The following is an 11,669-nucleotide window of genomic DNA, read 5'->3' on the forward strand; positions in this document are numbered from 1 at the left end:
TCGGCGCCCGCGGCGACGCCGCGGGCGCTCTCGTGCCGTTTCGCGTGCGCGAGAGCGGACGGAACTCGTCCGTCCTCGATCTGCGGCGGCACACGCGATCAGGTCGGGGCCATCGAACGCGGCAATCGTTTCAGTGGGCCTGTGCTCAACTTTCACTGCAGAGATGCTTTATCGATCGAGCGTGGTGGAAGCATAGGAACTCCCGCCATCGCAGGTCAGCAGGCACCTCTTCCTATTCCCCGTCCACCGACAGCCCACCACGCGGTGGCTGGTTCGGGGTGGACAGTTCCCGCCGCTCCGTGCCATGCTCATTTTTAAGTGAGAAAACGGGGGATCAGTGATATGGGTAGCGTGAAGAACAGGCTGGCGCGGCAACCGATTTCGAGCGGCGGAAATCACGAAAACTGCAGCAGTCAGATAGACTACAATTACTTGGCGCGCGATATATCTGGCAGGCGAGCTTTCCCGCGGGCTGGGCGATCCCTGTTGCAGACTGAGATAGCGCTGATAATCGAAGACGACATTCGTCGATACAGTATCGAGGGAATGCTTCGTTCACTCGACATCCAGTTGACGGTGCAATCCATCACGGATATCGAAGATCTCTCGACGTTCTGCAACGGTCAGCTGATCATTTCAGATGGCAATGCTTTGGGGTCTATACCTGGCGAGATCGCTGAAAAGCTGCGCATCCAGAACATGCATGTACTGATCCTGGTGGATTCGGCAGACATTGTCGAGCAATCCTGGGTCGATCATGCAAACGGCTTCCTGGACTGGGCGGATCTCCGCCCCGAGACCCTGCGCGAAGCGATCGTCGACGTGAAGGCTGGACGATTTCATGTGTCGGCGACCCTGGCGCGACGATCCGTGACGGCGCCCGACCAAGCCGGTGACGACACCACCTCGAAGCGCGCGTCGATGATTGCGCTGACGGCACGTGAACACCAGGTACTGCGCCTGATTGCCGAGGGCCTGAGCAACCGGCAAGTCGCTCGATCGCTGGGTATCTCCGAACATGGAGTCAAACGCACGGTCGGCATCATTTTGGCCAAGCTCAACTGCCCGAATCGGACTCTTGCGGTTGTTCGAGCCATAGAGTCGGGGCTGCTCGTCATGTGAGGTGTCGACCCATGGGCGAAGTTCTGCCCGTCGGCACGGCTGAGGTGGAACCCTGCCCCACTTCCGGGACTGGGATCCCCAGGGTCAGACCGGCTCCGCGGGCAGGGCTTCGACTTCCTCGGTTTCCACCACCGCAAGGCGGAATCGTGGAGATGGCGGGGTGAGTTCTACTTGCAATGCCGGATTCGCGCGGCTACGACACGCTCGAAGACCGAACGGCCGATGCACGCCGTGGCCGCTGATCTCAACCCCGCAGGAAGTTCGACCTGGTGGGCATCGGGAGCGCCGCGTCAAGGAGGGCAAGACCCGGAGCGAAATAGCCCGATGCCTCAAGAGATATGCGGCTCGGGAGGTCTTCCACCTGGTCGGACGGTTACAGCCAGGACCCCGCTCATAGGGGCTGTGACAGAAGGCCGTGGGCGACAACGGGTTCCACGCCGTGGCCTACGACGTGCCCTCCCAGATGCCCTGGGATCAGGGAAGCGTGTTCCACTCGGACAGGGGCGCGGGCAGTACACCAGCTGCCGCACTCGTACGAGTCAGTCCTGCGTGGGAAGCCACCCTCGCTGGACGGCGTGGACGCCGGCTTCGAAGCGGCTGCGGGCGCCGAGGCGCTCCATGAGTTCGGCGGCCAGACGCCTTGCGGTGCGGGGGGAGACTCCGAGTCGGGTGGCGATGGCCTGGTCGGTGAGTCCGGTGGCGAGGAGGTGCAGGACCTCGGTCTCCTGGCGGCTGAGATCTCGGGGTTGCTGTGCGGACGGCTGTCCGAGAGGGGTGGAGTCCGACCAGATCTGCTCAAACAGGGCGCACAGCGCCGCGATCGTGCCTTGGTTCGACACCAGTACGGCGCCGTCTCGCGCGTCGGCCGGGTCGACCGGCAGCAGCGCCAGTCGGCGGTCGACGATGATCAGACGGGTGGGCAGGGTGGGCTTGGTCCGTACTTCGGCGCCGCGGGAGGCGAGCCAGGAGAGGTGGTCGAGAGTGGGACGGTCGTTTCGGACGCTGTCCAGGTAGACGGTCCGGACCCGCACGCCCCGGGAGAGCAGGGCGGTGTTCGGGGTCCTGCTGGCTTCCAGATCCGCGGGGGAGTGCGAACCGCCGGGAGCGAAGGTCATGACCTCCGAGGTGGCGTCATCGCCGAGCCGGGCCAGCCGCGCACGGATGGCGTCGATCCCTTGTAGGAGCTCGTGGCTGGGATCGTGCTGCGTCGGTCCGATCAGTGACGACTGGGCCAACAGGCGTGCGGCGGCGGCGCGGGAGGCCTTGACGCGCAGTTGCTCCTGTGCGAGCTGTGCCTCCTGGCGGGCGAGCAGGAGGTCCATCGCGTACTGCGGGGAGACTGCCTGGAAGCGGGTGCTCTCCCGGTCGGTGAGGTGCACGAGCGAGAGTTCGCTGAGTCGGTCGAGAGCGGTGCGGATCTCCGCCTCGGTACGGCCGAGATGCTGGGCGAGGGCGGCGATGCCGTCGCCCGGGCGCGTCAGGATGGACAGGTAGATCTGCTCCGACAGGGGGTCCAGATCCAGGGATTCCAGCATGGCGGACTCTCACAAGGTGCGCAGGGACGGCGTCGACCGCCAATTGGCAACCATGACAACCTACTTCGTCGCGGATATGCAGAACCGTGACCGAGTTGAATGATTGTCGGCTCCTGGGTGAACAGATCGACTGCTGCCGATGTCGGGGCGGCTGCGCGCCGCCCCGGGACGACCGGCCCCGCGGACGCCTGCCGGGGAGGCCCGATATGACGTCGCGTCAAGTCCGCGCGTCGGGTCGGCACATCACGCGGTGATCCGCAGCCGTTCCGCGAAGGCGCGTGCGAGGCGGTGGTCGCGTTCCACCGCTGCCGCGTCGCGGTCCGCCAGCAGCGCCCAGCCGAGCGCGGTGGAGGAGAGCAGGTCCGAAGTCGCCGCGATGGTGTCGCCGTTGCGGACCCTGACCTCCAGGCCCCGGCAGGTGGGCAGGGTCTGGATCTCGTGGAGGACCTCGGCGTTGGCCACGGTTCCAGGTCGTGGCGCGACGAACATCGCCACCCGCACCGTGCGCGCGAGCTCGAAGGTGTCCGGAACGGCCCCTTGGACGCCGCCCAGGTACCGGACGGTGCGTTGGATGCCGTTGTCCCCGGTGGCCAGGGCCGCGGCGGCGGCCATGCCGCTGCCCGCCACACGGGCGTTGACCTCGATCAGACGTGGGCCGTCCGCGGTGAGCATCACCTCGGTGTGGGCGGGGCCGAAGCGGAAGCCGAGCGCGTCCAGGGCCCCACGGACGTAGTCCACCAGTTCCTCGTGTCCGGGACCGGCGAAGGGCAGGAACTCCACGTCCTGGTAGACCGCGAAGTGCCCGGCGTTGGCGACCTTGCGGTAGCGGCACAGGTCGGTGACGGTGTGTCGGCCGTCGTGGCTGAAGGTGTTGACGACGTACTCCGTGCCGGTGAGCCGCCGTTGGACGACGACCTCCTCGTTGACCAGCCCGACCGCGTTGCGCCGACCGAGCAGCGCGGTGACGGCCGCCTGCCAGTTCCGGCCGCCCTCGACCAGGGTGACGCCGTCCGTGCACACCGCTGCCGCCGGTTTCACCACCAGGTCCTGGCCGGCGAACGGCGGGGCGGTCAGGAGCGGGGCGGCCTCGTCGGGATGGCGTACCGTCAGGGTCGGCGTCACCGGCAGTCCGTGCCGGGCCAGGGCCTGCTGCATCAGGCCCTTGTGACGGCGGTGGGGGGCGAGTTCCGGGTCGTTGGCCAGGTGCGGTGCGAGACGGGCGGCCAGGTGGTCGGCGAGCAGCACTCCGCTCTCGGCTCCCGGCAGGACGGCGGCCACGTCCAGCCGGTCGAGCGCCCGGAGCAGGGCGTCCAGCCCCTCCTCGGCCCGGAACCGGGCGTCGAAGTCCTGGGGGCGGAACGCCGCGGTGAACTGCGGGGCCGGTGGCGGGTCCGAGCAGACCGCGACCGGCGAGAAGCCCGCGCGCCGCAGCGCGGGCGCGTACATGACCCCGGAGGAGTAGGGGTCGACGATCACGACGGTCCGCGTCCCCATCAGCACCCCTGCCGGGGCTGGCCGGTCGCGTACAGGGCGCCGGTGGCGATCCGGTCGGCGACCGCGCGCCGGTCGATCTTGCCGTTCGGCGAGAGCGGCAGGGAGGCGACCGCCACGACCTCCTCCGGCGCCTCGGGACCAAGTCGGCGCCGCAGCTCTCGGGTCAGTCGGGCGGCCGAGCCCGGGTCGGCGCTCTCCACGACGAGCACGACGGCGCCGCCCCGCTCCGGTCCGGCCTGCACGCAGCAGGCGAGGCGGACGGAGGATTCCCAGGTCGCCTGCGCTTCGATGAGACCGAGATCGACGAAGACGCCGCGCCGTTTGACCCGGGAGTCGCGGCGGCCGGTGACGACGAGGTTGCCGTTCGGATCGAGCCGCCCCAGGTCCTGGCTGTCGAACTCTGTCTCGCCGGCCCGGCGGCGCAACGACGCGTGGTCGGTGGGTGTGCCCGTTCCCTCCAGGTAGCCGAACGAGCCGTGCGGGGTCGCGATCCCGATCCGGAACACCTCGTCACCGACCGAGGTCTGCTCCTGCGGGCTGTTCGGGGCTGGTGACAGTCGGCGCAGTCGTGTGCCGGGAAGCGGCTGTCCGACGGGCTGGATCCCGGCGGTGGGTTCGGCGGGAACCTGGTACCAGAACTTCGCCAGGGTCGTCTCCGAAGGCCCGTACAGGTTGACGACCTCGGTGTGCGGCGCCGACTCGCGCCACGCGGCGACCTGGGCGGCGTGCAGGGGCTCGCCCGCGAACAGGGTCCACCTGAGCCGGTTCAGCTGCAGGCCGGGGGCGGCGGCCAGCCAGCGCGCCGCGAGGCTCGGCACCGCGTGGAGCACTTCGACGTCCTGCTCGGCGAGCCAGGGGAGAACCGCGTTCGGGTCGGCCCGCACCGCGGGTGGCGCGACGACGAGCTCGGCGCCGGTGGTGAGCGTCAGGAACAGCTCTCGGAACACGACTTCGAAGGAGGGCGGGCTGATCAGGGCTACGGCCGTCCCGGGGCGCAGGCCGAGGGCGGCTGCCTCCCAGGAGACGAAGTGCGAGACGCCCGCCTCGTTGGACACGATGCCCTTGGGTGTCCCCTGGGTGCCGGAGGTGAAGCCGAGGTAGCCCGCGTCCGGCGACAGGACCCGCGGGTCGGCGACGCCGGGCCCGCAGGCGAGATCCTCGGACACGCCGATCACCAGACCTGGGCGGCCCGTTTCGAGCAGCGCGTCCCGCCGGGCCGGGGGCAGGTTGGGGTCGAGCAGCATCGGGACCAGCCCGGCGGCCCGCACCGCCAGGTGAGCGGGCGCCAGATAGGTCGGGTCGGTGACCTCCAGGGCCGCCACCGTGCCCGCGGGCAGGCCGGAACCGCTCAGCCGGGCGGTCCAGGCGTGCACGAGGTCGCTGAGATCGCGGTACCGGAGCACGGCACGGGGTCCGCGCACAGCCGGGGCGAGCGGCCGGAGGGCGGCCGCGGTGAGGACTCGCTCGACCAGGAGTGAGTGCCGGGCGCCGTCCGGAGCGGGGAGCGCGTCGAGGACGGGGAGCGCACCGGGTGCGGAGGGCGTCATGCCGCCGCCCGGGCCTGGGAGACGGCGTCGAGGACGGCCTGGTGGATGGTTTCGAGGTCGTCGGCGGAGTAGATGGTGAACACGTCGACGGGGGCGCCGAGGCGCTCGTCCAGCAGCAGGGACAGGAACGCGGCGGTCAGTGAGTCGCCGCCGAGGTCGAAGAAGTTGTCCTGCGGGGAGACCTGCGGTACTCCCACGACCTCGGCGACGAGGGCGAGGGTCTGGCTCAAGCGAGGTGCGGTGGGTTCCACGGAACTGCTCCAGTCACTGGGAGGGAAGCACGGAGGGGAAGCGGAGACCGGCCGTGCCGGTCGGGTCGCAGAAGGCGAGCCGGAACTCGCTGGTGTAGGTCCGGCCTTCGGCGTCGGGCAGCCAGGTCTGCTGGGTGTCGGGCAGCATCTCCACGAACTTGAGCGCGGGTTCGGCGTCGGGGGCGGCGGCGCGCAGCACCCGTCGGACGCTGCTCGCCAGCAACTCGACCAGGACCGGGGCGGCGAAGTCGACGTGGACGGGTTTGGTCTCGCCGGGGGCCTTCACGAACACCTGCCGCGGCAGTCCGTGCCGGCGGGCCCAGGCGCGGGCGGCGGCGAAGCGCGCGGCGGGGTCGGGCAGCTGCGCGAAGTCGAGTTCGCGCACCGGGATCCGCCAGCCTTCGCGGCTGATCACGACCTGGTCGAGGGTGATCCGAGGACGGTGCCTCTCGACGGGGAACAGGTCGAAGGTCCGCAGCAGCAGAGACTTGAGGACCTCGCCGAACAGGTCGACCGCGGTGAACTCGGCGCCGTCGGGCGCCACGACCCGCAGGCTCCCGTCCCGCTCGCGGATCCGGGCGTCCGCGCCGAGCAGAACGTGGCCGTGCCGGGGGAGCGGTGTCTGCGGAGCCAGGGCGATCCGGCGGTCGGTCGGCCGGATCAGGGCCGGGTGCGAGCGCACCGTGAAGTGCGGGCGGCTTTCGGGCGGCAGCAGCGGCAGCAGGCGTGGCGCGGGGAAGGTGGCGTCCAGGGCGCGGGTCAGTTCGGACGGGTCGCGATGGCGCGGCACCATCGTGAGGTAGTCCATCGAGTTCATCGCCGCGTGGACCTCGCCGAGCACGAGCGTGAAGCGGCCGGCCTCGACGTCGCGGGCGCTGGGCGCGGCGAGCATGACGTCCGGGCAGACCGTGCGGGCCTGTGTCCAGCCGGCGGCGGGGGCGTCGAACAGCTCCCGCACGGCCGCCGCGACGTCGGTACGGGCCACGTCGACCCGGCGCGCCGTCTCGGGCACCGGCAGCACCTTGCGCCAGCGCAGGTGGAACTCGGCCAGCGCCTCGTCCACCACGGTGCGAAGCTCCGCCCCGAACATCGTCATGCACGTGGTCCAGAACGCGGCCGCGTCAACCTCGTCGGTCCCGGCGGTCCGGCTCTGGACGCGGCGGTAGGCGGCATCCAGGCGCGGTCGCAGCTGTTCACCGATGTGCCAGGTCAGCCAGCGGACGCTGTCGAGGACGAGGGTGAGCGGCCGCAGCGCGTCGACGAAGGAAGCGCCGAGCCCCACGGTCACGTCGCGACGGCACTCGAGGTAGGCGAGGGTCCGGCCGCCGTAGGCCAGGCCGTCGTTGCGGGTGGCGGGCGCCCCGGTGAGTGCGGTGTGCGTCGCCTCCAGCCGGTCCAACTCGGCCCGCAGGCGGTCGGGCTGGTCCCAGACCTGCTGCAGATCGGCCCGTGCGTCGACGAGGGCCCGCACCGGCGCCTGGGCCGCCTCGCGGACCGCGGGGTCCTCGATCCGGTCCAGCGCCGCGAGCAGTTCCTCCTCGGACGTCGGCGAGGTGGGGAGCTCCAGCCGCCACACCAGCATGCGCCGCCGCCGCAGCAGCGCGAGCCGTTCGTACACCGCCGGCTCGTCGAGGGCGGCACCGCGACTGTGGGAGCGCAGTCGCCGGGCGAGTTGCCGCGCCGTGGCGGTGCCGTCCGCCAGGCGCAGCAGCAGCGCGTCGAGAGGGTCGACGGCGGGTGCGGTACCGTCCGCGAGGACCACCGTGTCGCCGTCGAGGCGGACCAGCGGGCTGCGCCGCGGGCACAGCCACGGGCCGAGGTCGAACGCCGTCTCCAGCCGCCGCGCCAGAGCCTCGACGGGCCAGCGCTCCAGGTGGACGACGGCGTCGTCGACCAGTCGGGGCCCGCTGCGGACGGTCACACCGGGCCGGCGCGGATCGATCGCGGCGAAGGCCGTCGGCCCGAAGAACCCGATGGACTCGTTCTTGAGGCAGTAGCGCTGCCAGTAGGCGGCGACGGCCTGTTCGCGGGTGCGCTGCTTGGTGTTGCCGGGCCGCCCGGTGGCGAGTTGGCGCAGCAGCGGCTCCACGGCGTTGTCCCAGAAGCGGGGGTTCTGCCAGGTCACCGCCAGCCGGAAGGCGTCCGAACGGGCGACGGCGCCGATTTCGCGGCTCCGGTGTTCACCTGACTGCTCCCAGGCACGGGCGTAGCCTTCGGCGGTGGCCGCTCCCGGCTGGTCGGCGGCGCGATCGGCGAGGTCGGCCAGGAAGGGATCGGCGAGCCGGGCGACGGAGGCGGCGGGAAAGCCCGCGCTGCGGACCATGGCGCTCGGCCACAGTTCCCACCCGCCCACGCTGATCGGCGCGGCAGCCTCCGTCGCGGAGCCGTCCGTGGCGGCACTGTCCGTGGCCGTGCTGTCCGTGGTGGTGCTGTCCCGGGCGGTCACGGACGGCTCCCCGCGAGCGCGCCGACCCGGGCGGTGTCCGTGCTCTGCGACTCCCGCACGTGCGCCAGCAGTCCGTCGCGCAGCGCGTCGAGGTAGCGGCGCGCCGCCGTCGGGTCCACCTCGCCCGCGTCGCCGATCAGACGGAGCATGAAGCCGCCGTCGGCGAGCGGTACGACGTACAGCGCCAGGTACTGCTGCTCGAAATCGTCGGTGCGGTCGGCGTAGTCCGCCTCCGTGAGCCCGTCCACGACGTCGGGGAAGAAGTTGACCACCAGTTGGCGGTGGCCCGCGAGCCAGCCGTGGGCGGGCGCGCCCTCGGGGGCGCAGGTGCGCCAGAGGTACTCCCACGGGGTGTGCTGGTAGGGGAGGATCTCCTGCCAGGCCGTGCGGGTGGCGGCCAGCGCGCCCCGCAGGGTGCCGAGTTCGCGATCGCGCAGCCGCACCGGGACGCAGGTGTTCAGCCAGCCGATCGTGGTGGCCGAGCCGGGCGTCCGGCCGCCGGTGATCAGACGCAGCGTCAGGTCGTCCGCGCCGCAGGCCGAGGCCGTGGTTGCGGCGATCGAGGACAGGACCAGCACCGACGGCGTGGCCGCGGTCGCCCGGCAGGCCTGACGGACCGCACCCGGCGGCAGCGCGACGTGCACGCTGTACCAGGCGGTGCCCCGGGTGTCGCCGCGCGGTGCGTCGGTGAAGACGGGCACGGGGGTGGCCTGGTGGGGGGAGACGCCGTCCAGGTGCCGCCGCCAGAAGCGGGCCGCCGCCAGGCCCTGGTGCGTGTGCGGGTCGAACTCCGCGCGCTGCCGCTCCACCCAGGCGAGGTAGCCGTCGGCCGCGTCGTCGCCGGGACGGGCGGGCACGCCGGTCGACAGCTCCCGTCGCACCAGGGCGACGCTCACCCGGTCGGCGATGAAGTGGTCGAACAGGGCGAAGGCGGTCCGGGCGGGCCGGCCGCCACCGTCCCGGTGACGGATCACGGTGAGCCGCCACCGCGGCTCGCCCGGGGTGTGCGGGAAGTCCTGGTGCCGGGATCGGGCGATGAACTCCCGCACGTCCGCGGGCGATTCGCAGGTGTGGTGGTGGAGTCGGACCTGCAAAGGCTCCTGCTGGACGACCCCGTCGGGGCCGTGGTCGACGATGCGCAGGGCGGACTCGCGGTCGGCCAGGCGCTGGGCCCGCCGCAGGAGCTCGTCGTCGGTCACCTCGTCGGGGACGGGGAAGTCGGTGTGGATCTCGCCCGCGCCGAACGGCGAAGGGCGCAGCAGCAGGGATTCCTGCTGCCAAGACAGCGGGCTGAGCCGCAGGACGGGGGTCGCCACGTCAGTGTCCTCGTTTCACGACGGAAGGCAGAAGAGCGGTTCGAGGGCCGGTGCGCTCGGCGTCGCGCCGTCCGCGCCCGGATCGGCGCGGTCGCACTGGTCGGCCAGGTGGGACAGGGCGCGCAGCAGGCCGGCCGACGACAGTTCGGGACCACGGGCGCGGCGGGGACGCAGCGGCATCGCGCCGACGTCGGACCAGACCAGACGCCCGGTCTCGTCGATCCGGGACCGGGCCCGGCCGCGGTTGTCGGGGTGGAGACAGAAGGGCACGTCCAGCAGACCCCGGCGAAGCGCCAGGAGCAGGGCGGTGCCCACGTCCGGGGCGAGGCCCAGGGTGGCGTCGACGAGCGCGCGGGCCTCCTGCAGCACCGGGTTCGACTCACCTGATGCCGTCTCAGGGGCGCTGGGCCGACCGAAACCCTGGGCGAGACGTACGTCGCGGGCCGCCTGCCGCAGTGCGCGGACGTTGTCCGCGACGGCCGGGATCCGGTGTGCCTCGACGCTCGTCTTCACGATGAGCCGGTCGGCACCGCCCCGCACGGCCAGCAGCGCGGCCCGTGTCCCGAGCCGCCGTGCACCCGCCGCGGTCGTGGGGTACCGACCCATGTAGCCGTACAGGACCACATGCCGGTCGACGCCGTCGAGGTGCTCGTCGGCGAGGGTCCGCAACGCCGCCAGGGCCTGGAGGTCCTGGCCGTGGTGGATCTGCTGGGCGTAGCTGAGCGAGACGCTGCGCAGGCCGTGCTCCGCGAAGAACATCGCCTCCAGCACGCTGACCGCCACCAGCAGCGACGGCGGGCACAACTGCCCGAGCAGGCAACCGCCGAACGTCTCCAGGTGCGGTTCGACGTGCCCGCCGCGCGTCGCGGCCAGGGCTTCGCAGGCGTGCCGCCAGTTCTCGACGGAGTCGCGCACCGGGAGCCTGCCGTAGGGCAGGCAGTACGACAGTGGACCGCCTTCGGTGGCGAACAGCCCGGCGGCCGTCATCGACCGCACGATGTCCATCGGTGCCGCGCAGCCGTGCCGGACCTGGATCTGGAACGCGGCGCCCGACAGTCCGGCGATCATCTCCCGCGTGGTCCGGGGACCGGCGGTGACCAGCGGGTAGCCGTTGAGGGGCGCTCCTGCGGCGAGGGCTTCTCGCAGGGCGGCGTAGTCCCCGGTCCGGGTGTAGCTGTCCAGGGTGATGGTGCCGGTGGTCGCCGCCGGGACGGCCGCGACCGCGGCGAGGCCCGCGCGCATCGCGGCCGGGTCGGCGAACCCCATCCGCGGCTGGACCACGATCTCTCCCGCGGCCCTGGCTCGCGCGACGCGAGCGCCGAAGTCGTGCCGCGATCCCGTCGGGGACGGCGCGGGCGCGGTGGCGCTCACCGGGCCATCGCCGCCGTACCGGCCAACTCGGCCGCCCTCGTCGCGCCGGCGGCCTTTGCGGCCTCTGCGGCCTCGGCGGGATCGACGGCCTCGGCGGGACCGGCTGCCCCAGCGGGCCGAGGAGATCCGATCAGCCGGATCAGCCCCAGGTACTCCCGGAACCGCACGACCGCGTCGGGTCCCTCGAAGACCGCGTCGAATCCGGCGGCGGTCAGCCGCCGGGCGCGCTCGCGCTCCCCCGCGCCGCCCTGCGTACCGAGCATGCCGCCGATCACCACACGCGGCCCGGACGAGACCCGGTGGGCCCGCAGCCGGCCGACGACGCGCTCTCCGTCGAGCGCTCCGTGGCCGTTGACGGAGCTGAGCACGACCAGATCGGGCTCCAGCGTGCCGCACGCGTCGAGCAGCAGTCGGTCCGGCACGCACGGGCCGAGATTGTGGACGTGGCAGCCCAGCTCGGTGAGCAGCAGCTCGAGGTAGACCAGGTTCCAGGTGTGGGAATCGGAGGACACGGAGCTGAGCAGGACCGACACGGGTGGACGGGTGGTGGGGGAGCCGGGCGGCGGTGGTGCGGTGGTCATGTGGAC

At 71.8% G+C, this 11,669-nt stretch carries 9 protein-coding genes; 1 reads left to right on the plus strand and 8 read right to left on the minus strand.

Annotated features, from left to right (window positions below; genetic code table 11):
• Positions 1–351: 351 nt before the first annotated feature.
• Positions 352–1,122, plus strand: a complete 771-nt coding sequence (locus AQI95_RS19550; protein WP_159056543.1) for a response regulator transcription factor — start codon at positions 352–354, stop codon at positions 1,120–1,122.
• A gap of 539 nt (positions 1,123–1,661) precedes the next feature.
• On the opposite strand, the gene AQI95_RS19555 is transcribed toward AQI95_RS19550, so the two are convergent.
• The 8 genes from AQI95_RS19555 to AQI95_RS19590 form a co-directional block, all read right to left on the minus strand.
• Complete coding sequence (locus AQI95_RS19555) at positions 1,662–2,657, minus strand: helix-turn-helix transcriptional regulator (protein ID WP_067124783.1); 996 nt, start codon at positions 2,655–2,657, stop codon at positions 1,662–1,664.
• A 243-nt stretch (positions 2,658–2,900) separates the two neighbouring features.
• A complete protein-coding gene (locus AQI95_RS19560) occupies positions 2,901–4,151 on the minus strand; it encodes an ATP-grasp domain-containing protein (RefSeq protein ID WP_067124786.1) in 1,251 nt (416 codons plus the stop codon).
• Positions 4,151–5,698 carry an AMP-binding protein gene (locus AQI95_RS19565; RefSeq protein ID WP_079071339.1) on the minus strand — a complete coding sequence of 516 codons (1,548 nt, stop codon included), beginning with the start codon at positions 5,696–5,698 and terminating at the stop codon, positions 4,151–4,153. The genes AQI95_RS19560 and AQI95_RS19565 overlap by 1 nt, the downstream gene beginning before the upstream one ends.
• Positions 5,695–5,928, minus strand: a complete 234-nt coding sequence (locus AQI95_RS19570) for an acyl carrier protein (RefSeq protein ID WP_244188791.1) — start codon at positions 5,926–5,928, stop codon at positions 5,695–5,697. The genes AQI95_RS19565 and AQI95_RS19570 overlap by 4 nt, the downstream gene beginning before the upstream one ends.
• A 34-nt stretch (positions 5,929–5,962) precedes the next feature.
• Positions 5,963–8,395, minus strand: a complete 2,433-nt coding sequence (locus AQI95_RS19575) for a lantibiotic dehydratase (protein ID WP_079071340.1) — start codon at positions 8,393–8,395, stop codon at positions 5,963–5,965.
• A complete protein-coding gene (locus AQI95_RS19580; RefSeq protein WP_067124792.1) occupies positions 8,392–9,711 on the minus strand; it encodes a condensation domain-containing protein in 1,320 nt (439 codons plus the stop codon). The genes AQI95_RS19575 and AQI95_RS19580 overlap by 4 nt, the downstream gene beginning before the upstream one ends.
• Positions 9,712–9,726: 15 nt before the next feature.
• Positions 9,727–11,082, minus strand: a complete 1,356-nt coding sequence (locus AQI95_RS19585; protein WP_079071341.1) for a methylaspartate mutase — start codon at positions 11,080–11,082, stop codon at positions 9,727–9,729.
• The gene (locus AQI95_RS19590; protein ID WP_067124799.1) at positions 11,079–11,663 is read right to left on the minus strand and encodes a cobalamin B12-binding domain-containing protein; all 585 of its coding nucleotides are present in this window, start codon (positions 11,661–11,663) and stop codon (positions 11,079–11,081) included. Before AQI95_RS19590 ends, AQI95_RS19585 begins: the two co-directional genes overlap by 4 nt.
• Positions 11,664–11,669: the final 6 nt, after the last annotated feature.

This window comes from Streptomyces yokosukanensis, from assembly GCF_001514035.1.
Lineage (GTDB): Bacteria > Actinomycetota > Actinomycetes > Streptomycetales > Streptomycetaceae > Streptomyces > Streptomyces yokosukanensis.

Excerpts from the sequence above, each read along its gene's own strand:
- AQI95_RS19555 (WP_067124783.1), bottom strand. The coding sequence starts at position 2,657 with ATGCTGGAATCCCTGGATCTGGACCCCCTGTCGGAGCAGATCTACCTG.
- AQI95_RS19560 (WP_067124786.1), bottom strand. The coding sequence starts at position 4,151 with ATGGGGACGCGGACCGTCGTGATCGTCGACCCCTACTCCTCCGGGGTC.
- AQI95_RS19565 (WP_079071339.1), bottom strand. The coding sequence starts at position 5,698 with ATGACGCCCTCCGCACCCGGTGCGCTCCCCGTCCTCGACGCGCTCCCC.
- AQI95_RS19590 (WP_067124799.1), bottom strand. The coding sequence starts at position 11,663 with ATGACCACCGCACCACCGCCGCCCGGCTCCCCCACCACCCGTCCACCC.